Origin of the sequence: Paenibacillus sp. 1781tsa1, assembly GCF_024159265.1 — a bacterium.
Classification (GTDB): domain Bacteria; phylum Bacillota; class Bacilli; order Paenibacillales; family Paenibacillaceae; genus Paenibacillus.
Map to the genome: position 1 here is coordinate 6,788,984 of NZ_JAMYWY010000001.1, position 20,712 is coordinate 6,809,695.

Annotated in this window: 21 protein-coding genes; 10 read left to right on the top strand and 11 right to left on the bottom strand. The window is 47.4% G+C overall.

The features are described from left to right. Positions 1–9: 9 nt before the first annotated feature. The 3 genes from nirD to cobA are packed head-to-tail and all read left to right on the top strand — an operon-like array spanning position 10 to position 2,013. Entirely contained in the window at positions 10–327 is a 318-nt protein-coding gene (gene nirD / locus NKT06_RS30340) for a nitrite reductase small subunit NirD (RefSeq protein ID WP_253441877.1), read from the top strand. 37 nt (positions 328–364) lie between these two features. Then, complete coding sequence (locus tag NKT06_RS30345; protein WP_253441879.1) at positions 365–1,246, top strand: formate/nitrite transporter family protein; 882 nt, start codon at positions 365–367, stop codon at positions 1,244–1,246. Beyond that, entirely contained in the window at positions 1,243–2,013 is a 771-nt protein-coding gene (cobA, locus tag NKT06_RS30350) for a uroporphyrinogen-III C-methyltransferase (RefSeq protein ID WP_253441881.1), read from the top strand. The genes NKT06_RS30345 and cobA overlap by 4 nt, the downstream gene beginning before the upstream one ends. Before the next feature lie 8 nt (positions 2,014–2,021). On the opposite strand, the gene NKT06_RS30355 is transcribed toward cobA, so the two are convergent. Continuing rightward, complete coding sequence (locus tag NKT06_RS30355; RefSeq protein WP_253441883.1) at positions 2,022–2,660, bottom strand: TetR/AcrR family transcriptional regulator; 639 nt, start codon at positions 2,658–2,660, stop codon at positions 2,022–2,024. 195 nt (positions 2,661–2,855) lie between these two features. Between NKT06_RS30355 and NKT06_RS30360 the strand changes: the two genes are divergently transcribed. Further along, positions 2,856–3,623, top strand: coding sequence for an SDR family NAD(P)-dependent oxidoreductase (locus NKT06_RS30360; protein ID WP_076332059.1), 768 nt, complete (start codon positions 2,856–2,858; stop codon positions 3,621–3,623). Positions 3,624–4,203: 580 nt separating this feature from the next. On the opposite strand, the gene NKT06_RS30365 is transcribed toward NKT06_RS30360, so the two are convergent. The 3 genes from NKT06_RS30365 to NKT06_RS30375 form a co-directional block, all read right to left on the bottom strand. Further along, complete coding sequence (locus NKT06_RS30365; RefSeq protein WP_253442921.1) at positions 4,204–4,458, bottom strand: hypothetical protein; 255 nt, start codon at positions 4,456–4,458, stop codon at positions 4,204–4,206. A 203-nt stretch (positions 4,459–4,661) separates the two neighbouring features. Beyond that, a complete protein-coding gene (locus tag NKT06_RS30370) occupies positions 4,662–6,020 on the bottom strand; it encodes a sensor histidine kinase (protein ID WP_253441885.1) in 1,359 nt (452 codons plus the stop codon). Further along, a complete protein-coding gene (locus NKT06_RS30375) occupies positions 6,020–6,697 on the bottom strand; it encodes a response regulator transcription factor (RefSeq protein WP_253442924.1) in 678 nt (225 codons plus the stop codon). Before NKT06_RS30375 ends, NKT06_RS30370 begins: the two co-directional genes overlap by 1 nt. 253 nt (positions 6,698–6,950) lie before the next feature. Here NKT06_RS30375 and NKT06_RS30380 point away from each other — a divergent pair, with 253 nt between their 5' ends. Genes NKT06_RS30380 through NKT06_RS30390 form a run of 3 tightly spaced genes read left to right on the top strand, consistent with a single transcriptional unit; the run spans position 6,951 to position 10,781 of the window. Then, positions 6,951–7,775, top strand: a complete 825-nt coding sequence (locus NKT06_RS30380) for a polyphosphate polymerase domain-containing protein (RefSeq protein ID WP_253441887.1) — start codon at positions 6,951–6,953, stop codon at positions 7,773–7,775. Continuing rightward, positions 7,768–8,448, top strand: a complete 681-nt coding sequence (locus NKT06_RS30385) for a DUF4956 domain-containing protein (RefSeq protein WP_253441889.1) — start codon at positions 7,768–7,770, stop codon at positions 8,446–8,448. The genes NKT06_RS30380 and NKT06_RS30385 overlap by 8 nt, the downstream gene beginning before the upstream one ends. A gap of 26 nt (positions 8,449–8,474) precedes the next feature. Next, positions 8,475–10,781: a carbohydrate-binding domain-containing protein gene (locus tag NKT06_RS30390; protein ID WP_253441891.1), complete on the top strand. Its 2,307-nt coding sequence runs from the start codon at positions 8,475–8,477 to the stop codon at positions 10,779–10,781. Positions 10,782–10,954: 173 nt separating this feature from the next. Here the strand turns inward: NKT06_RS30390 and NKT06_RS30395 are convergent, their stop codons facing one another. Both NKT06_RS30395 and NKT06_RS30400 read right to left on the bottom strand, forming a co-directional pair. Then, entirely contained in the window at positions 10,955–11,533 is a 579-nt protein-coding gene (locus tag NKT06_RS30395; RefSeq protein ID WP_253441893.1) for a class I SAM-dependent methyltransferase, read from the bottom strand. Between the two features lie 26 nt (positions 11,534–11,559). Next, a complete protein-coding gene (locus NKT06_RS30400; RefSeq protein ID WP_253441895.1) occupies positions 11,560–12,231 on the bottom strand; it encodes an FHA domain-containing protein in 672 nt (223 codons plus the stop codon). Positions 12,232–12,455: 224 nt separating this feature from the next. Here NKT06_RS30400 and NKT06_RS30405 point away from each other — a divergent pair, with 224 nt between their 5' ends. Together NKT06_RS30405 and NKT06_RS30410 are read left to right on the top strand one after the other, a co-directional pair. Continuing rightward, complete coding sequence (locus tag NKT06_RS30405) at positions 12,456–12,611, top strand: hypothetical protein (protein WP_253441897.1); 156 nt, start codon at positions 12,456–12,458, stop codon at positions 12,609–12,611. Positions 12,612–12,817: 206 nt separating this feature from the next. Next, on the top strand, positions 12,818–13,321 hold the full coding sequence (locus tag NKT06_RS30410) for an SMI1/KNR4 family protein (protein ID WP_124116769.1): 504 nt from the start codon (positions 12,818–12,820) through the stop codon (positions 13,319–13,321). Positions 13,322–13,575: 254 nt separating this feature from the next. Here the strand turns inward: NKT06_RS30410 and NKT06_RS30415 are convergent, their stop codons facing one another. Beyond that, a complete protein-coding gene (locus tag NKT06_RS30415) occupies positions 13,576–16,164 on the bottom strand; it encodes a DUF2339 domain-containing protein (protein WP_253441899.1) in 2,589 nt (862 codons plus the stop codon). A 247-nt stretch (positions 16,165–16,411) separates the two neighbouring features. Further along, positions 16,412–17,452, bottom strand: coding sequence for an LCP family protein (locus tag NKT06_RS30420; RefSeq protein ID WP_253442927.1), 1,041 nt, complete (start codon positions 17,450–17,452; stop codon positions 16,412–16,414). Positions 17,453–17,789: 337 nt separating this feature from the next. Between NKT06_RS30420 and NKT06_RS30425 the strand changes: the two genes are divergently transcribed. Further along, a complete protein-coding gene (locus NKT06_RS30425; protein ID WP_253441901.1) occupies positions 17,790–18,764 on the top strand; it encodes an aldo/keto reductase in 975 nt (324 codons plus the stop codon). 143 nt (positions 18,765–18,907) lie between these two features. On the opposite strand, the gene NKT06_RS30430 is transcribed toward NKT06_RS30425, so the two are convergent. The 3 genes from NKT06_RS30430 to NKT06_RS30440 all read right to left on the bottom strand — a co-directional run bounded on the left by NKT06_RS30430 (position 18,908) and on the right by NKT06_RS30440 (position 20,575). Then, a complete protein-coding gene (locus NKT06_RS30430; RefSeq protein ID WP_253441903.1) occupies positions 18,908–19,369 on the bottom strand; it encodes a MarR family winged helix-turn-helix transcriptional regulator in 462 nt (153 codons plus the stop codon). A gap of 136 nt (positions 19,370–19,505) precedes the next feature. Next, positions 19,506–20,183, bottom strand: a complete 678-nt coding sequence (locus NKT06_RS30435) for a TIGR00266 family protein (protein ID WP_017691614.1) — start codon at positions 20,181–20,183, stop codon at positions 19,506–19,508. Beyond that, positions 20,180–20,575 carry a winged helix-turn-helix transcriptional regulator gene (locus NKT06_RS30440; protein ID WP_017691613.1) on the bottom strand — a complete coding sequence of 132 codons (396 nt, stop codon included), beginning with the start codon at positions 20,573–20,575 and terminating at the stop codon, positions 20,180–20,182. The genes NKT06_RS30435 and NKT06_RS30440 overlap by 4 nt, the downstream gene beginning before the upstream one ends. Positions 20,576–20,712: the final 137 nt, after the last annotated feature.

Sequence of the window (20,712 nt, forward strand, 5' to 3'; positions counted from 1 at the left end):
GGAACAGCGATGAACAAATTCCGGATTGGACACCTGGCAGATATTGATGAAAAGGGTGCACGGACCTTCCTGATACAGGATACCGAAATTGCAGTCTTCAAACTGAGCGACGGGAGTCTGCACGCCGTCGAGAATCGCTGCCCTCACAAGGGCGGCAAGCTGTCGGAAGGCATGGTATGCGGGACAGCCGTTCATTGTCCTTTGCATGATTGGAAGATCGATCTGCGCAACGGTAAGGTACATGAGCCGGATAAGGGCTGCCTGAACACCTACAAAACAGAAGTAGACGGCAAAAGTGGAGAAATCTATATCACAATTGCGGGTTAAAGGCTAGAGATACCCTGACATCAAGGAGGCGTGCGCTATGGATTTTGTTAAACCTGCAGAAGTGCTGCAATCGATGGTCGAAGCTGGTGAGAGCAAAGCCAGAATGAATCGGGTACAGATGCTAATTCGCGGTTTTCTGGCAGGGGCTATCCTTGCTTTTGCAACCACAATGGCATATACCGCTGTAACTCAAACTTCCGTTGGTTTGGCAGGTGCACTGATATTCCCGGCGGGATTCGTCATTATTATTCTGTTGGGCCTTGAATTGGTGACAGGAAACTTTGCGATGCTTCCACTCGCAATGATGAAACGCAGAATCACACTGATGGATATGCTCCGAAATTATTTTTGGGTGATCACAGGTCATCTGCTTGGATGTGCATTCTATGCTCTGTTATACGGCCTGACCCTTACGAAGATGGGTACGGATATGAGCAACCCACTCATTCAAACGCTGATTCAGACCAGTGAAGCTAAAACATTAGGATATCAGCATTTGGGCGGAGCAGGCATGGTTCTGGTGATCATCAAGGCCATTCTATGTAACTGGATGGTCACACTCGGGGCAGTGTTGGCGATGACATCCACATCAACCCTGGGTAAAATCGTAGCGATGTGGCTGCCTATTATGATATTTTTCGCCCAAGGTTTTGAACACGCTGTGGTGAACATGTTTGTCATTCCGGCAGGCATGATGCTCGGTGCACAGGTCAGTGTCGCTGATTGGTGGCTGTGGAATCAGATCCCTGTGTTGGTGGGTAACCTCATTGGCGGAGCTGTATTTACAGGCCTTGGTCTATATGCTGCCCATCACTGGGGAAATCCTGTCCAACGCTCATCCAAACTGGCAACCATTCAGGGTGGTCGTTCAGGATTGGCAAGTTCCGATGTGGCATCGAAATTGGGGACACGATCATGAGTCGGGGCTTGGTTAGTATCGTTGGTGCTGGTCCTGGAGATCCGGATCTGATTACGGTAAAAGCCCTGAAACGTATTCAGTCCGCAGATGTCATTATGTATGATCGGCTTGTGAATGATCAATTGCTCGCTGAGGCTCGCGTCGGAGCACTCCGCATCTATTGCGGCAAGGCTCCAGGCCTTCACTCCATGAGTCAGGAGATGATCGGACGGATGCTGGCTGCACATGCAGCGGAAGGCAAACAAGTCGTACGACTCAAGGGTGGCGATCCGTTTATCTTTGGCCGTGGTGGTGAAGAAGCGCTTGTGCTGGCGGAAGCAGGCATTCCATATGAAATCATTCCTGGTATCACTTCGGCTGTAGGCACATCCGCTTCCTCCCTTATTCCGTTAACTCATCGCGGGATTGCTTCATCCTTCGCATGTGTCACTGGAACCGGTAGCGACGGAAATGTTTCATACGTTCGCTGGGACCTGCTTGCCCATAGCGTGGATACACTGGTCATCTATATGGGCATTAGCCAACTCCCCCAGATTCAACATGAATTGCTTCACCATGGGAAAAGTGGACACACCCCTGCGGCTTTAATCGAAAGGGGAACCACTTCGGAGGAACGAATTATTACCGGCACACTTGCCGAACTCCATTCCCTCGCCTTGTCACATCAAGTGAATAATCCCGCATTAATCATGATCGGAGAGTCGGTCCTGATCCGCGAACAGCTGCTTCAGATGCAACAGGCCGCGAACGCATCTATGACGGGTTAATATGGAATTTAGTCCAACAGCATACGTTCGTGAATCGTCCGACCCTTCTGCCCTGGTTCAATCAGCAGACGGGTCGGTTTGATGTTGATCAGTGCCGTAAGCTGCTCTCCCATATAATGCGCAGAATATTTGAACCCAATCTCCGCCCAGTGCATAATCACGCCCACCGTAGCGGATACCAGATAACTTAACATGATGTCGTAATTAATCGTCTGCTCGCTATCTTCGGTCACCAGCACAAAATCCTCGGTTAAATACGTTCTAAACATATTGCACAGCCGGGAATTCATATCTGAATGCATTGTCATTAATGCACGGAAAATATCCTGATGGGCTTCTATATATTCAAATACTGGCATCGTGGATGGCAGCAATGCAGTCATGTCCACTTCTTTGAGCTGTGCGTATGGTGCTGCATAAGCCTGTCCTATCCCCTGCATGAAATCATCCAGAATGAACTGCAGCAACTCCGGTTTGCCGGGAAAATGTAAATAGAAGGTTCCGCGGTTATAATCCGCCCGCTCCGTAATATCCCGGATTGTGAGGGCATCCGCTCCCTTCTCCAATATCAAAGAAACCGCCGCAGCGATGATGGCATCCTGCGTTCTTCGTGCTCTCCGGTCCTGAGGATGTTCAATAATCAACATTTTCGCCTCCTTTGTTCATTATTGTAGTATAAATGAACACCGCTTACATCACTGTCCAATAGCTGACATATGCGCTGTCAATGATTATTGTCACATGGCTATGTATATCTTAACATTGAGACAGGAAAGATAGACGACAGGTTGAAACTTTTTTTGAGAAATACCTGCCAATAATGAATAAGGAGCGAATCATTCATGAGTACATCGTATACACATACAGCCGTTATTACAGGAGCAGCCGGAGGCATTGGTAAAGAATTGGCACGCCGCCTTGCAGAGCGCAAAATCAACTTGGTTCTGGTCGACCTGAATGAAGAAGCCATTCAACAGACGATTACCGATTTGAACCTCGACAAAGAGCATGTCATCGCCGTAAAAGCGAACGTATCCCAGGAAGCAGACGTGAAAAACTATGTGCAAAAAGCACTGGATGCGTTTGGACGAATCGATTATTTTGCCAATAATGCCGGCATTGAAGGCCCAACAGGACTGATCGAAGACCTGAGTGTTGAAGCACTCGACACCGTGTATAACGTCAACATTCGTGGCGTATTCCTGGGTCTGCAAAACGTCATTCCCGTTATGAAAAAACAAAAATCCGGTGCGATTCTAAATACCTCTTCCCTTGCGGGTCTGATGGGCGCACCTGCCGTATCTCCATATATTATGTCCAAACATGCCGTAGTTGGCCTCACACGTACCGCTGCCAATGAACTGGCACCTTACAATATCCGCGTTAACGCTGTATTACCAGGCACAATCAACACACGTATGATGCGCCAGATCGAAGCTAATTCCGGTAACGTGGAAGATTATCAATCTGCAACGGTATCTGCCATTCCAATGGGCCGTTACGGTGAACCGGAAGAAGTTGCTGCGGTGATGAACTTCCTGTTGTCCGAAGAAGCATCCTATGTAACAGCTTCCCTCTACACCGTAGATGGCGGCATGATGGGTCAATAAGAAACTGTAAACTGTGGGATCCGGTCCGATAGAGTTTCAATTCCATCCTTAGAAAAGTTATACCGACAGGTGTTCCCGAAGGAATGCCTGGTCACTACAATCTAAAAAAGGCCTCAACACCACAGTATTGTGGAGTTGAGGTCTTTTTTATAGTACAACACTTGCCATGCATTAGGCTGCATCTGTGAGATTTCACTTTTGAAACGCCATTTAACGCCTCGCCGTTGCTCTTGTGATCACTCACGCTAACGAACCCAGAACACCTTATTTCGGCTAAAAGTGCTTATTTCCCGAACTAACGAATCTCAGACACGCTAATTCCGCACAAATGCTGAAATTGCACCGAAAAGCCCTGAAATCCAGAGAATAACGTGTCTCAGATTCGTTAAATTCTCGACCGAGCGAGAAATACCCAAATAGCGCGTGTGAGATTCGTTAGATTTTGCCCGGATCGCAGAAAGGCTTAATCGCTGGACTGAACACCTTTGCACACCAATAATCTAGCCCCTCATGCGCCGATTATCGATACAAATCTCATTAAAACTCACGCAACAGTCTAAGCTCCAGATCTACGCTGAACTTAATCGATGTATCCCGCGTGACCCTTGTCCATTAAGTAGTCCATTTCAGCATCCAGGATGCTTTCCACAGTCAACTCATCCAGCTTCACATCTTTACGACTAAGGATGTAGTCAGCCAGATCATCGCCGTCAATATCCACATCGTTGCCTTTGGCATTTTCGTGTGCCTTATTGATGTACGCTTGCTCATGCTTCAGCACAAGGGCGATATTCGCCTGGCTTGCCTTCGTTTTATCTGCAATATACTGCATCATTTCTTGTTCATTAATTTTGTTTGCTTCTGCCACGTTCCATTCATCTCCTTGATTCATACATACTGTTGCCATTGTAGCATAGGTTAACCCATTAAAGGCAGATCTTATGCCTGATAAACGATTATAGGTGGAAGGCGAAGGCCCCCACTCACGCTCTATGCTCTAAACCTCCATCCGACTCTACGCCAGCGCATCACACGCCCCTACGACAACCGTACGTAAAATGTTGCGCCCTCTCCGACCACACTTCGGGCGTAAATCTCTCCTTTGTGCTGATCCACAATGGACCGAGCAATCGCCAGCCCCAGACCGTGCCCGCCATGTGTGCGGGCTCTGGACGAATCCGTACGATAGAATCGATCGAAGATCCGATCCAGATGTTCCGGTGCAATGCCTTCACCTGTGTTGGATACGGCCAGCATGACATCATTATTCTGTTTCTGGAGCGTAACGTTCACCGACCCTTTGGGACCGGAATACTTCACCGCATTATCGAGCAGGATCAGAATGACCTGTTTGATCTGTTCACTGTTTCCATGAACCGTAAGATTCGGCTCAATGTTGTAATCAAGGGAGATGTTTTTCTCAAAAATAACGGCTTCCATTGGCAAAATAATACTTTCTACCGCATCGCTCATATTAAACTTCGCATGAATCATCGTTGAGCGTGAGTCGTCCATCTGTGTCAGATAGAGCAGATCATTCGTAAGTCCGGTCATGCGCTCGGTTTCCGACTTGATATAGTGAAGCCACTTCGCCTGGTTCGCTATGGTATCCTCCTGATTCGCCAGCAGCACGTCCGCATTGGTATTAATGATCGCCAGCGGTGTCTTCAACTCATGTGAAGCATCTCCAATGAATTGTTTTTGCTTCTCAAACGCTTCTCTAACAGGTGCAATAGAGCGATTCGCAAAATAACGGCTCAGGAAGTAGATCACAATCAACATAACCAGTCCGACAACAGCAAAGGTATAGATCAGATTCGTTAGAATGCCCTGTTGTGCGGTCACATCAATAAATACGATCATATGCCCATCACCGCTCGGATCGACCACATAGGCCCAGTCCGTTCCATCCAGCGCAAATTGTCCAGTCTGCCGTTCCGAATCACCAACTTTATTCTGGTCAACCTTTTGCAACGCCTCGGTGTAGAAGGTTTCGTCCATATCAAAACGGGAATGGGTATCCGTGATTTTCCACTGGCTATCCGTCTTGATCATGAACGAAATGGAACGTGCCGGTGGGGAGTTGGGATCACCTCCCGGGCCTCCATTATCACCACCCATGGCATCGGAGGGAAACGAATCTGAACCGGAACCTGAAACACCTGTACTAGAACCTGATCCAGAGCCCGTCCCCATCCCCCCACCTTCCACGCGCGGCATCTTGGATGAATTATAAGGACTATGATAGAAATCAGACACCTTGTACAGCTCCATATTTGTCTCACGTTGCACATTCTGATACGTAATTGTATAGATCGTCGCAAATGCCACCAGCATCATAACGGAGATGGACACCAGATTCACGATCAGGAATCGATTCCGGAGTTTCTTGAACATCAGGATGTCACCTCAAGTACATAGCCCACACCTCGAATCGTGTTAATGCGGACAGCCGAGTTCAGGAACGTTAATTTTTTGCGCAAAAACGAGATGTACACCTCCACATTGTTATACTCCACTTCCGAATCGAATCCCCATAACTTCTCAATAATCTGCTCTTTGGAGGTAATCGCCTGTTTGCGCGTAATCAAGAGCTCCAGTAGTTCATTCTCCTTCAGATTCAACTTGATTTCCTTCCCCTGTACGCTCAGCTTCAACTGAGTTGTGTTCAGCTCCATGTCACCGAATTTCAGTCCGTCCTCCGGAACAACTTCGCCCTTCCGCCTTAAGGCTGCTCGAATCCGGGCCAGCAATTCCTCTGTGGCGAAGGGCTTGGCGATATAATCATCGGCACCATAATCGAGGCCTGTGACTTTGTCCGATAGTTCACCTTTCGCAGTAAGCAGAATGACTGGCGTATGATTGCCTTCACTGCGAAGTTTCTTCAGGACGGTGATCCCGTCCATCTCCGGCATCATGATGTCGAGCAGTAACAGGTCGTAGATGCCGCTCTGCGCATAATCGAGGCCTGATCTGCCGTCGTGGACCATGTCCACGGAGTAGTTGTTTTTTTTCAAAATCTGCGATACTGCCTCTGCCAAATGAACCTCATCTTCCGCAATTAATATTCTCATCATCTATTCATTCCTCTGCTTGAATTATTCGTCTTCATGAACGCTGTATGGTATCACCCATTCTATCAATTAAACCTTGAATCAATCTTAATTCATTTTGCGGATGCGAACTATTATAGGAAGGTAAAAAAATGTTAACGCAATGTAAAACCATTTAAGATTCATTCAAGGTTGGCCCTCTAAGATACAGACATGGAAGCAATACACGATGCAACAAAACATACAACCCACCAACGAAAGGACTGAATCCCACATGGCAATTGAAGTATTCAACCGATACGAGAGCAAATACCTCCTGACGGATGAACAGTACGCCCATTTCTACAACGACCTGCTGAAATACATGGAACTGGATGCCTACAACAAGAAACATGAGTACTATTCCATCAGTAACCTGTACTTCGACACTCCACAGGATTCCCTGATCCGCGCCAGTCTCTCCAAACCAAAATATAAGGAGAAGCTGAGACTGCGGGCGTATGGAGTACCTGAAGAGAATGCCAAAGTGTATCTGGAGATCAAAAAGAAAGTCTTTGGCCTGGTGAACAAGCGCAGAACCGCCTTGAAGCTGGATGAAGCGTACGAATTCGTTCGTTCAGGACAGGCACCGGAGCTGGCGGATTACATGAACAAACAGGTTGTGGAAGAGATCAAATACTTCCTTCGCCTCTACGATCTTGAACCGAAAGTGTATCTGGCGTATGAACGCAAAGCACTCTTCGACAAGAAAAGCCGGGATCTCCGCATTACCTTTGACACCAACATTCGCAGCCGCAGATATGATCTGAAGCTGGAACAGGGAGATTACGGTGAGCCGCTGGTGAAGGACGGAAGGTGGCTGATGGAAGTAAAAGCCGAGAAAACCGTTCCGCTGTGGCTGTCGCAGCTGCTCTGTGAGCATGGTCTCTACCGCACCGGCTTCTCCAAATACGGCAACGAGTTCAGACATCTGGTAAGAACAACCAACCTGAATTACCAGTCGGAGCGCATTCTTGTACCAGGCACCGATTTCAACCCATCCATAGAACAAGAACAAGATAAACCGATTATAGAAAGAGAGCGTGTCCTATATGCTTGATTCCCTGTTCAGTTCAGCCCTAACCGATACCGATTTAACATTCAGTAATGCAGTCATTACCATTGGTCTTGCCATCATTCTGGGATTAATCATCAGCCTTACCTACATGAAGACTAACCAAAGCACATACTCCCAGAGCTTCACCTTAACGATGGTCGTCCTGCCCGTCATTGTCGCCATCATCATCCTGCTCATCGGCAGCAACATTGCTCGAGCATTCAGCTTGGCAGGTGCCTTCTCGATCATTCGTTTCCGTAGTGCACCTGGTGATCCAAAGGATATTGCTTATGTATTGTTCACGATGGCTTCCGGTCTTGCCTGCGGTGTAGGCGCTTTTGGATACGCGGTGCTGTTCACCATTATCCTGTGTGTACTGATGTTTGTTCTGAGTCGCTTCAACTTCGGCGGCAAGAAAAGTCAGCTGAAAACGCTGAAAGTCACCATCCCTGAGAACTTGAGCTATGAAGAAGCACTTAATGAAGTGTTCCATACTTTCAACGTACCTTTTGATCTGAAAAAAATCAGAACCACCGAACTCGGCAGTCTGTATGAGCTGGTCTACAGTGTAACCATTCACGAAAGTGTTAGCCAAAAGGAATTCCTCGACGCCATCCGCACACGGAACGGCAACCTGGATATCTCGTTAACCATGAGTCCAACAACGGAATATTAATTCTTAATTCGAAGGGAACGATCTATATGAAGAAAAACATGATAACAGGCAGCAAACTTTGGTCTATCGCCATGATTACCAGCCTACTTGCCGCATGCAGTTCACCAGCAACCACAAGCACAACCGCCAATGCCGCAACGTCAACGACAGGAACAACCAAAACGGTATCGGTCAGTGAGCAAACTTCTGTGAAGTACGCAGATCTGGTCTCTCTGGATGCTGACGATACCAACATTAGCTGGAGCGAGGCAGATTCCACAGCGATTAAGCTGAACGGCACAACTGCAACGGTGACCGGTTCGGGAGCCAAAGCAGCGAATGGTTCGGTAACCATCACTGAAGCGGGCACTTATGTATTTAGCGGTGAGCTAACTGACGGACAGATCGTGGTCAATGTTGCCGATAAGGGCACCGTACATCTCGTATTAAACGGAGCTACGATCCATGATAATGACAGTGCAGCGATCTATATTCAAAAGGCCGGTAAAGCGGTGATTACACTCGAAAAAGGAACCAAGAATACCGTTTCCGATGGTAAAACGTATGTGTACGCTGACGCTACAACAGACGAGCCGGATGCTGCAATCTTCAGCAAAGCGGATCTTACGTTCAACGGTGCAGGTCAATTGACCGTCACAGGTAACTATAATGAAGGGATTACGAGCAAGGATGATCTGAAGATCATTAGCGGTAACATCAGTGTCAAAGCGGCCGATGACGGTATTAAAGGTAAGGATATGGTCGCAATTCAAGCGGGTACCATTACGATTCAGGCCGAAGGCGACGGTATTAAATCAACCAATGACACGGATACCACCAAAGGTTTCGTTGCCATCGCAGGAGGTACCTTCGATATTCAAAGTGGTAACGACGGTATTCAAGCCGAAACCGCACTTGTTACGGATGGCGGCACATACAACATTGTGACTGCTGGCGGTAGCGCCAATGCACCAGCCAAAGTCGAAGAAGGTCCATTTGGCGGCGGTGGCGGTGGATGGGGTGGCGGAACACCTCCAACCGATATGGGCACACCACCAGATGGCGAACCTCCTGCAGATATGCCGGAAATGCCTAATAACAGCGGTACGAATGCAGGTGCTAATACGAACGGCGCAGCGGCATCCAACTCTGCCAACACAACAGCAACAACGGATACCGATACCAATGCCGATGCAGACACTGCTGCAACAGCAACCGAGTCCACAAGTGCCAAAGCGCTCAAAGCAGGTACAGACCTTACGGTGAATGGTGGTACGTATACCATTGATTCCATGGATGATTCCCTGCACAGCAACAATAACGTGACAGTCAACGACGGAACATTCAACATTGAATCCGGTGATGACGGCATTCATGCCGATCAGGAACTGACGATTAACGGTGGAGCCATCACAATCGCGAAGAGCTATGAAGGACTTGAAGGAGCAATCATCACCCTGAACGATGGGGATGTGGATGTAACGGCATCCGATGATGGCGTAAATGCTGCAGGTGGCGAGACGGAAACAGCTGCGAACACAGCGGCTAGTACAGATAGCGCTACTACAGCAACCGATGCAACAACCACATCGAACATCTCTGTAACTGAAACGACAGGTACAACATCGACTACCGATCAGGCATCCCAAGGTACAGCTGCTAATCAGCAAGGACGTGGACCGGGCGGAATGGGAGCAGCGAGTAATAACGAGTTCCACATTAACGGCGGTACACTTACCGTGAACGCAGGTGGTGACGGACTGGATTCCAATGGTTCCATTAATATGACTGGTGGTACGGTTATTGTGAATGGACCAACGGATAACGGTAACGGAGCATTGGATTATGACGGTACATTTGTAATCAGCGGTGGATACCTCGTGGCTGCCGGAAGCTCTGGTATGGCACAAGGAACATCCGATGCGTCTACGCAAAATACCATTGTAATGCCGTTCCCTGAAACGCAAAAAGCTGGAACACTTGTACATGTACAAGACAGCGAAGGCAATAACATCCTGACCTTTGCTCCGGCAAAAGATTATCAGACTGTAGTTGTCAGCTCCCCGGATCTGAAAAAAGATGGCTCCTATGTGATCTACTCCGGTGGTACGTCTACAGGTAAATCGGTGGATGGACTCTACACAGACGTTACTTACAGTGGCGGAACCAAAGTGGTTGCATTCCAATCTACAAGCAATGTAACTTGGGTGAATGAATCTGGTGTAACGACAGCCAATACAGGTATGGGCGGTCCTGGTGGCGGCGGTCGACAAGGCGGCTTCGGAGGCGGCAGAAACAGATCCCAATCCGGTACAACATCCGACAACACAAGCTCTACCGATTCTGCAAAATAATCATGATATCCTGAGCCATAGCGCATAACTCGCTTCTCAAGCGCAGGCGAAACAAAAAAAGGCTCCGAATTCACGTTATGTGAGTTCGGAGCTTTCTTTCGTTATTCTTCTAGAACCAGAATTACAGGGAATTACAGCCCTCCGCTCAAGGTGCAGCGAAGGTACTCCTTTTCTCAGAACGAGTATACATACACCTTGGTACGCAGGGCATCTCGACATGTTATTGTGCGTAGTGGTTCCTTGCCCGGGAGCGCAAAACAGACGCTAATCACCTTGGCCCCCGGCGGAAGCTCTCGACTGAACTTGTCCAGCAGTCGGGTCATTGCTCCCGGAAACAGATAACAGATCACACAATCCGCATGTTCATAGGAACTGGTGTAGATATCCCCACGCATGAAGCGCAGCCTGCCCTTGAGAGAGTGTTTGTTTCCCTTGGCTCGACGTAAGCGAACACTAAGATAGGCAATCAGTTGGGAAGACCATAAGGGAATGACTGAATTCTCAATCCCGGTCAGCCTTTTACCAGGACAATGTCTTACAACATCCAGTCCCAGTGTGCCCCATCCGGAGCCCGCTTCAAGCACATCGCCGTATCCCGGAATACGGTTCACCTCTTGAATGACCACCTGCCTGACGCGGCCGGATGTGGGCATCGGGGAAATCCCGTTTTTCCAACTGACGAGTACGATGGATATGACACCTATCAATGTCACCACGGCAATCAGCCATGGAATCAGGTAAATGATGATCATGAACTCATCCCTTTGTTATCACTCATTCATTCCGGCACATGAGACTTCATATATACACCCTTTTTATAAACGGACTTGATGGTAAAGTGTACACCCAGCTTGCGATTCGTCCGATAGATCAGCGAGTTAATCTCGTCGATCCCTACCGCTTCACTCTCCAGCATGCTCCGCTCCGGCCACACCTGAGTCACAATCTGCTCTCGGGTCACAAAATGGTCCAGTTGACTATACAGCAGCTTGAACAGCTGATATTCCTTCTTGGACAGTGGAATCTCCACTTCACCGATCTGCACGGTCTGCAAGTGATCCTGCAAGCGTACACCCTCACCCAGCAGATCCGACACCCGATATTCCCTTGTCTCTCCAAGATCCCCTTCAGCGCGAAGCTGGATCAAGCCGTTGACGAGCGTCAAGCTGTCACCTTCGCCAAACGGATATTTCTCATAGGGAACGAGGCGCTGCCCGTTCAGTTCAGTTCCATTTTTGCTATCGAGATCCTCGATCCATAGCTGCTGCTGTACATCATAATGAATGCGGCAATGCCGCTTCGATATCATCTGATTATAGACAGACAAGTCCAATTCACTACCGCCTGTGTAACGTCCCACCGTAATGGAGCGACCCTGGCTTACATAAGCGAATGAGCCGTCACTTTCCTGTCCTGGCGTACGAATGACGATTTTTGCCGTCTCCCGCATGTTATTCTCCCACCTTCAAACTCGATCTCTATATACGTCTCGTTAACAATAATGATAAATTCATCAGATTTGTTCCATTGTTTGCACTGCTATAGTTCAATATAGTGATATTCAGGAACGATTTATGTTCGGTTCTACTCACTCTACTATACCAGACGTTGTGCTTTTTTTCTCATGACGGCCGGATGCTACTTTAGCTCATTCAACAAGAGAGGTACCTTCTGATGAACAAAAAAAACATTTTCATATACGTATTGCTCGCCTTTGCCCTGTCCATGACATTAACCGTGCTCTCCCGTATGAACGATGATGGCGGAGAATCACTGAAAGGCACCTCGGCTGCCGAAACCTCATGGTTACAGATGAAGTTCCAGCCCTGAGTCTACTCTATTATAACGTGATCTCTGCGCAAAACGTTTCACGAATGTCATATTAGGCTATGGCACAGACGATCGTTGTGCCCGACTTCATCAGCATAAAATCAAAAAGCTCACGCTTGCTGATTTACAGCAGCAGACGGGTAATAGGATAGACTGACTTTAAAGAAAATCTGTAAAGTCAGTCTTTATGAGGAGGAGCTATATAGATGTTAATTAAAGCATTTAAGGAATGGTCGGACCAAAATGAAGGTTTCATTGAAATCCTTGCTTCTACTGGGAAAACGACTGCTATGAATAAATTCAAACCAGGTGCCTCCGAAGATAAAATTAAAGAGCTTTCGGAGTATTTTTCTACTCCATTACCTCCAGATTACATAAGCTTTTTACGAGTATGTAACGGAGCCTCCTTGTTCGAAGACCCCAAATATGGTGGGGAGTGCTTCTTATACTCAGCCCAAGATGTTATACATTACAATGAAGCATCAGATAATAAGATTGTAGTCGCCCATATTCTTGATGATCGAATCCTAATTGATTTAGAGCGTTGGAGTTCAGGTGATGAACAATATCTGTTGCTTTGTGAGAGTTTATATTCTGTTGAGCATACAGGTTCTTTTTACAGTAACTTTGAAACATGGTTAGAACGTTTTATAATCTCTCAGGGCGAGAAATTCTGGTACTGGAAGACAGAACGTAGTTTTGAAGAATAAAAAGAAAAGACCCGGAGACAGTTGCAGTGACTATAACCCCTGACGGGATAGACTACTATGAGCAAGGATATCTTAATGGAAAAGCAAACGGCTTTCAAGTCGTCGAGGAGATTAAGAACACGAAGTAAAGAATTGCGGAAGGCCTCTGGATTTGAAACACTTCCAGAGGCCTTCCATTTAGTTCAAATGAAAACATACACCAGTAATAACGCAGTCCCCCCAACACATCATGAGCTGGAAGTAGAATCATTACATCAGTCTTGTTCCTCCTCAGGAACAGTCGGTTCGTCTTCAGGCTTCGCTGTCTCTCTGGACTGTATTTCCTCCATCCGACTCGACACCTTCTGATACAGGTAAGAGATGCCGAGCAGTAATACACCGAAGCTGAAATAGGCAAAGATTTTGCTGCCCGAGGTAAGCATACCCACATCGTAGAACACCATTTTACCGGTAGCAAACAACGTCAACCCAAGACCCAGACGCCGAATCATCACATATTTTCTACGGAATCCATAGGCAATATAGAGAATCGCGAGCAGCAGATAGATCAGGCTGAACATCAGCCCCACATCACCCCACTGAAACTGGATCGTCAGGAATACGGTGATGACCCCTAGCAGATATACCCCTGCGATAACCGGGTACCATTCAATGCTCTTAAACTGCCCGCGGATACCTGCAATCAGCAGATCCCTTCCTGCAAAGAATACCCCTACGTTAAAGATGATTAGCACCAGCAAACCCACAATCTCTGCCGCTGTATGCTGCTGAACATCCGGCTGAAGTGCTGGCATGGTTAAGGTGACAGCCAGTGCAATACAGCAACCAATGGCATGCAGGAAAGTGGTATACATCTGTACGTATTGATCACGCAACAACTTCACTTTGCTCAGTCCATAGGCCAATGCAATGGTGAGTGCTGCGAACATAAGTAACTTGTAGAACATGTATAACAGGAACGTCCCATCGACAGCTCTGGTATACAATTCATTCGATTCATACAACACGTATAACCACAGATTGGCGAGTGTCACATACTTGAATCCGTTCAGGAATCCCAGCTCAAGCGGGCTGTAGTTGAATCTCTCCCTGGCAGATGAGCTGCTGTGAACTGCCCAGGCATAATACAGTGTAATCAGCAGGGTCCCCAGCGTGATGCTGGAGTATTTTAACATGAAGTAAGAACGTTCCCCGATGAATAACAGCGTGAGCAGGTCATAGTACACGAAAGTGATCAGACATAGCAGCACAATACCCCATCCGGCCCGCTCCACCGACTTGAACCGTTTCAGATGTCCAAGCGTAACCAGCAGAACCCCTTCAATTAACCAGCCCATCGATAACCACTTGGCCCCGAACTGGAATGGAATAATCAGAATGGCAAAGGTCAGGGAAGTGATATAGAAGAGCAGAATCGTCTGTTTCTCCTGAGCCATATTGCGCTGAACGAATCGTGCGAGACCCAGATATACCAGGCAGAAGATTAATGCCAACAAGCCCTGAGCATCATTCCAATCCGCCACATCAAATAACACGTATAACATCAGGCAACTGATGGTCGTATTCATAGCGAGCAGAGCGAAATCCCACCAGGTTAACTTCATCCGATGTTTGAACGGATATGCCAGTGTAATGCCCAGGTATAAAGCAAATGTCACAATGGAATACAACATGCCAATCTTCTCACTTGGCGACAGCCACAAGAGGATAAGCATGGATGGTGTGTTGAACAGGAAACTGATATAGTGCACTACCGGCCATCGTTTGCCGAATGATATGAACACAATAATGCCGTTTAAGAGCAGCAGATAGATCATGGCTACATAGACAGCAGTACCCTCAAGCCCGAACGAGAACATATAGGAGAATAGCGGAAGATACCCGCCTACCAGACCCAATGAACAGATGGTCTTCGACTGATACCTTAGGGACAACAATACAGAGATTGCCGATACCAATACAGACAAGCCAAGTCCCGTATATAACCCGATAATATGCAGTAAAAAGTAACTATAGAAGATGGACCCGAATAACACGGAGATCCCGCCACCAAGCAGCCCCATGGCAAACGTCTGCTTTTTGCGGCGGAACAGCCACTCTCCTCCAGCGAGCATTAGAGCACCCAGCAGGAAAAAAGCTCCGCTCTTCATCTCGTCATTAAACCAGGTCGAGTACGAGTATTGGAACGCTGCTCCAACCCCCAGAATGAGGAGCAGGATGGCTACTTTGTTGATCCAGCTAAGCCCAATCTTCATCTCCATGCGATTCTGCTTGATTCGGCGCTGAATGGTCTCTTCGCTCAATCCCTCCTCCGCCATCTGCTCATACCCACGTTCCATGTGCCCACGTAGAGCCTCTTCTCGTTCCCATACGGCTCGCTTGTGCGATTCAATGCGCTCCTTCACCTCTGCCGCAAGGTAAGCAATCCTCTCCTTCATTTCGTGGGAATCCTCTTGTAACTCCTGTGCTGCCTGGTTGTACAGCGCGTTCAGGTTGGATTTAGTTCGATGTTCATGGAAGGCAACCCGATCATTATGTACCGCCGTTTTTCCTTGAAAATACGTCTCCATCTTCTCCCGCGATACCCGGATCAGATTGAGCTTCTCATCCAGCATTTGCTCAGATAACGCCATGCGAAGACGTGCATTCTCTTCTTCCATCTTGCGCGAGCGAAGTTCAAGCTGGCCCAGCTTGAGCTTCTGGGCTTCATACTGTTCCTGTAACTGTTCATTCTGAACGATCAGGTCATCGGACTGGTATTCCTGGAGCAAGACTTGATACTCCTTCGCCAGCTGTTTCTGCTGCTCCTGAACCTGTTCAAGCCGATCCTTAAACTCCTTCATGTACTTCCTCCATTGGTTGATGTTTAATCTTTTCCCTATATTTTACTATATGTATGCCATAAAAAGAGGTTTCAACATTATATATATCTGTGCAATATTTCATCCGAAGGATCGCGAACGCAAAAAAGCCGGGAAGCAACTGCTTCGCCGGACTTTTATTCATATGAGCATTTTGCACACATCTGAGCACTACAGATACAATTGCGCAATCTCTGATCCATTTTCACTGTTGGCGATGTACGCAAGCTTATGCTGCATCTTGTGTATCTGTCTGATCCGCTGACTCCGGTTCGATTATCTCGGTCGCATCCGGGTCCAGCCAACTGGCGATCATGCCACGCACATATTGCAGATCGTCCTCTGACAGATCGTAGTACCATGTGCCACTGCGCGTTGCACCTTCTCCCTTCAGCATATAGTTGCTGATCGTGGGTGCACTGTCTTTCATATATAAGGACTCGGCAAACTTCACGATGAAGTCCGAAGTCATGTTGGTTGTAAAATTCGATCCGGCTATCTGGATGACGTCCGGGATCTTGGTCAGATTTTTGACCTCCAGCGCACGATTCATGAAGGCACTTAGGAAAATCCGGTGACGCATCGTCCGATTGAAATCGGAATCTTCCCGGTAACGCACATAACCAAGCGCTTCTTCGCCGCTATAGATCGGTTTGTTGGCTTCAACGAACAGTTTCTCATGGCTCTTGAGTTTGTTCTCAATGTTTTTCTTGATCGGCAGTTCAACACCGCCCACCGCATCAACAATATCCTTGAGACCGTTAAAATTAATCGCGGCATAGAAATCTACTTTGTTCCCCAGCAAATTTTCCACCGTATCCATCGCCATCTTGGCTTCACCATGGGCATACGCTGAATTGATCTTTGACTTCACATCCCGGCCGACAATCTCGGTATAGGAATCACGTGGAATGGACAGCAGCAGCACTTTATTGTCCTCTGGACGCACGACGGAGTAGATGATGGTATCCGAACGGCTTGGTTCATTATCGCGTTGGTCAATACCAAGCAGCAACAGTGAGAATGGGTCCGTATGTTCCACGACCGGGGCATCCTTATCACCAGCTGGTTTGAAGGAGTCATCCAAGGCTTCCTTCACCGTACCGGAGGCGAACATGTTAAAGGCAAACACGACAAGTTGCTTTTGATAAATAAATCCGAGTCCTCCGAGCACAAGCAGCACACTTAGGGTGATGATTAATGGCTTCTTCCATTTCTTCTTCGGTTTCTTCGGTTTCCGTCTTGTTAAATGTGCGGCACTGTTTTCCATCATATCTCCTTTAATAACGGGTTCTTAGAATCATTTAACTATATTAATAACACGTTGACAATAGATTACGTTATAATCTGCTATACAAATACGTGTTCAAAAAGTTTGGTTTTCAGTACCAAGAAGATGGAATGAAGCTAGAAATGGAGTAGCGGAGCGTAGGGAAAACTACGTGAGCAACTAAAATGTTTCCGAAGGAAACATACTTCGTAAGCCCCTACTTATTTCGGCTGAATTTCATATTCGATGCTGATGATGCCGCCAGGCATCATTCGTAATCAAAAGTGGACTTTTTGAACTACCTCTACATAAATGAACATAAAGGGAGCGATAAAGGATGGAGTATCGACGTTTGGGCAATAGTGGTTTGCGTGTGTCAGCACTGGGGCTTGGCACCAATGCGTTTGGCAAACGCGCGGATGAAGCAGCTTCTACCCGCATTATTCATGCAGCGATGGATCAGGGCATCAACTTTATCGATACCGCCAATATCTACGCAGGTACCGAATCAGAACGCATCATTGGACAGGCTCTCACAGGTCGTCGGGAAAACGCGGTGCTTGCGACCAAAGCCGGACTTCCCCGGCATGACGGTCCCCATGGTCGCGGTTCGTCCCGCTACCATCTGCAACAAGAGCTGGAACATAGCCTGCGGCGTCTGCAAACGGATTATGTGGATCTGTATCAGATCCATACCTTTGATCCGCATACACCGCTGGATGAGACACTCCGTACGCTGGACGATATGGTCACTTCCGGCAAAGTTCGGTACATCGGAGCTTCCAACTACGCAGCCTGGGAGCTGATGAAAGCTCTCGGGATCAGTGAACAGAAAGGTTATGTGCGCTACATCTCCACCCAAACCAGCTATTCCCTGGCTGACCGTACGCCTGAACTGGAATTGGTACCGATGTGCCTGGATCAGGGTGTAGGCATTATCCCGTATTTCCCGCTCGCAGGCGGTATTCTGACGGGTAAATATAACGGACAGGCCAGCGTACCTTCCGGCTCCAGAGCCGACACCGACCCGTCCTTCAATCGTTTTCTGCTGGAGCATAATCTCCAACTGAGTGAACAAGTGAGTGCCAAAGCTGCTTCATACGGGTGTTCCCCAAGTGTGCTGTCTCTCGCATGGCTACTGACACGTCCGGCTGTATCCACAGTCATTGTTGGCGCTACAGGCACCGAACAGCTGGAGCATAATCTGGCTAGTCTGGATATGTCACTGCCCGATGAGATGTTGACCGATCTGGATCAGATCAGTGACTCTTTCCGTCGCCGCGAGCCATTTGCGTCCTACCGAATCGATTGAAGCAACTGAAATAAACCTCCCGACGGATAAAGTCAGGAGGTTTATTTTTGATTTTGCATAACACTATAATCATTAGTATTCAGAAAATTTCCAATTCCACTACAATCTGTAGTTTAATAAAATAAAAAAAATCTTATTATGGATTAGCCCTCTGTTTTTTGGCGAAGAAACTCCTGCATGATCTCCATATACTCTTCCTTGCGATCATCCAAAGTTTCAAAAAAAGCCTTGTCCGACTCCTCAACCAAGTGAATTCCTTCAATGGCCAATCGGGTTCCTTCTTCCGTTGTTGTAATAATATTGGCACGCGTATCCGTCTGATGACGAGCACGCGTAATCAACCCTCTCTTTTCAAGAGCACGCAAAACCTGAGAAGTCACATTAACATCTACTTTGGCAAATTGTGCAATTTGAACCTGAGTGACTCCCTTGCCTTCCTCATCACGTTCATTGAGCCACAAACAGGCGTGCAACAATACAAATTGGGGCTGTGTCAATTCGAGTGGCTCCAGCACCCTGCGTACTTCCCTTTGCCACATCGCTGTAACCTGCCATAACAGATATCCCGGGCTTTCTTGTGCGTTTTTATACCGTGAGCTGTTCATCTCATACCTCCATGATGTGCGACCTTATGCAACAGATTATGTACCTACCAGTCAATGAAGTAAATCCATTATTCTTCATAAACGATGATGGAAACACATCCGTTGCAACTCTGTGTGTTCTTTCTCCAAAAATGAATTATCGTGCAGGGATAAATTGCTTCACCCATTGTCCGAATCCTTGCGGATTGCGGCTCTGTATAAGAATGGTTCCTTCTCCACGGAACCGGCATACCAACCCTTCTCCACTTGTAACACTGGATAACCAGCCCTGTGAAGCTTTCTCTATCCGGTAATCTACATAATGAGGCCATGCCACCAGATGAGCGTTATCCACGATCATTTCTTCACCTGCTGCCAGATTAATCGCATGAATTGCACCATAGGAAGACAGAAATACGGTTCCACGTCCGCTGATCTCAATAATGAAGAAACCTTCTCCCGAAAAGAGGCCTTTCTTCAGGTTTTGCATTTTGGTATTCACCTGAATGCCCTCGGTCCCCGCCAGAAATCCGTCTTTCTGCACATAGAGTGAATAGGAACCGTCTAATTCAACAGCCTCTACATCGCCCATGCTTGAAGGTGAGAGTAGAATCTCTGCCGACCCGCCCGCAGCCGTCAATTCCTGAAAGAAAAACTTCTCTCCGCTCAGCATCCGACCGAACCCGGCAAACATTCCACCTTCTGCTGAACCCTTCAGTTCAACCGTAGGCGTCATGGATACCATCGCACCACTTTCGGCCTTGAACCGCTCTCCCCGCTGCAAATGTACCTTGAGCATTGCAAAAGCCCCATCATATAGAATCTCATAGTTCACGGTTGCACCAACTCCCTATTGTCAGAGTTAAAATCATTGAGCCCATTGTCTTCCAGAACTGCTGATTTGTCTCCGTATTCCTTCACGATATGTTGATCTCCCCAATTACAGAGCGCATTGAGAATCGGTTCAAGACTCCGCCCGTAATCACTCAATTCGTATTCTACTTTGGGAGGGACCTGATTATATACAATTCGGTTTACGATCCCGTCGTTTTCAAGCTCTCTCAGCTGCTGTGTTAACATTTTCTGTGTAATTGCGGGCATAATACGCTTGAGATCACTGGTTCGTCTTTTTCCATGTGTCAGATGACAGAGAATGACGCATTTCCACTTGCCACCGATCACCTCTAAGGTAGCTTCAACCGAGATGTTATATTTTTTTCTAACCATAACTTGTTACCTCCCTGATGAATTGAATTACATCCGTCGCATGCTGTACAGGCACCAAAAAGTACGTAGGGTACTAAAAAGTACGTACTATTCAATCTATACTGAATAACTCATAATAGCATTTGCCGGTACGTAAA

What these genes read in the sequence shown, in the direction of transcription:
- nirD (WP_253441877.1), top strand. Translation starts at nt 10, where the DNA reads ATGAACAAATTCCGGATTGGACACCTGGCAGATATTGATGAAAAGGGT.
- NKT06_RS30345 (WP_253441879.1), top strand. Translation starts at nt 365, where the DNA reads ATGGATTTTGTTAAACCTGCAGAAGTGCTGCAATCGATGGTCGAAGCT.
- cobA (WP_253441881.1), top strand. Translation starts at nt 1,243, where the DNA reads ATGAGTCGGGGCTTGGTTAGTATCGTTGGTGCTGGTCCTGGAGATCCG.
- NKT06_RS30355 (WP_253441883.1), bottom strand. Translation starts at nt 2,660, where the DNA reads ATGTTGATTATTGAACATCCTCAGGACCGGAGAGCACGAAGAACGCAG.
- NKT06_RS30360 (WP_076332059.1), top strand. Translation starts at nt 2,856, where the DNA reads ATGAGTACATCGTATACACATACAGCCGTTATTACAGGAGCAGCCGGA.
- NKT06_RS30365 (WP_253442921.1), bottom strand. Translation starts at nt 4,458, where the DNA reads ATGATGCAGTATATTGCAGATAAAACGAAGGCAAGCCAGGCGAATATC.
- NKT06_RS30370 (WP_253441885.1), bottom strand. Translation starts at nt 6,020, where the DNA reads ATGTTCAAGAAACTCCGGAATCGATTCCTGATCGTGAATCTGGTGTCC.
- NKT06_RS30375 (WP_253442924.1), bottom strand. Translation starts at nt 6,697, where the DNA reads ATGAGAATATTAATTGCGGAAGATGAGGTTCATTTGGCAGAGGCAGTA.
- NKT06_RS30380 (WP_253441887.1), top strand. Translation starts at nt 6,951, where the DNA reads ATGGCAATTGAAGTATTCAACCGATACGAGAGCAAATACCTCCTGACG.
- NKT06_RS30385 (WP_253441889.1), top strand. Translation starts at nt 7,768, where the DNA reads ATGCTTGATTCCCTGTTCAGTTCAGCCCTAACCGATACCGATTTAACA.
- NKT06_RS30390 (WP_253441891.1), top strand. Translation starts at nt 8,475, where the DNA reads ATGAAGAAAAACATGATAACAGGCAGCAAACTTTGGTCTATCGCCATG.
- NKT06_RS30395 (WP_253441893.1), bottom strand. Translation starts at nt 11,533, where the DNA reads ATGATCATCATTTACCTGATTCCATGGCTGATTGCCGTGGTGACATTG.
- NKT06_RS30400 (WP_253441895.1), bottom strand. Translation starts at nt 12,231, where the DNA reads ATGCGGGAGACGGCAAAAATCGTCATTCGTACGCCAGGACAGGAAAGT.
- NKT06_RS30405 (WP_253441897.1), top strand. Translation starts at nt 12,456, where the DNA reads ATGAACAAAAAAAACATTTTCATATACGTATTGCTCGCCTTTGCCCTG.
- NKT06_RS30410 (WP_124116769.1), top strand. Translation starts at nt 12,818, where the DNA reads ATGTTAATTAAAGCATTTAAGGAATGGTCGGACCAAAATGAAGGTTTC.
- NKT06_RS30415 (WP_253441899.1), bottom strand. Translation starts at nt 16,164, where the DNA reads ATGAAGGAGTTTAAGGATCGGCTTGAACAGGTTCAGGAGCAGCAGAAA.
- NKT06_RS30420 (WP_253442927.1), bottom strand. Translation starts at nt 17,452, where the DNA reads ATGGAAAACAGTGCCGCACATTTAACAAGACGGAAACCGAAGAAACCG.
- NKT06_RS30425 (WP_253441901.1), top strand. Translation starts at nt 17,790, where the DNA reads ATGGAGTATCGACGTTTGGGCAATAGTGGTTTGCGTGTGTCAGCACTG.
- NKT06_RS30430 (WP_253441903.1), bottom strand. Translation starts at nt 19,369, where the DNA reads ATGAACAGCTCACGGTATAAAAACGCACAAGAAAGCCCGGGATATCTG.
- NKT06_RS30440 (WP_017691613.1), bottom strand. Translation starts at nt 20,575, where the DNA reads ATGGTTAGAAAAAAATATAACATCTCGGTTGAAGCTACCTTAGAGGTG.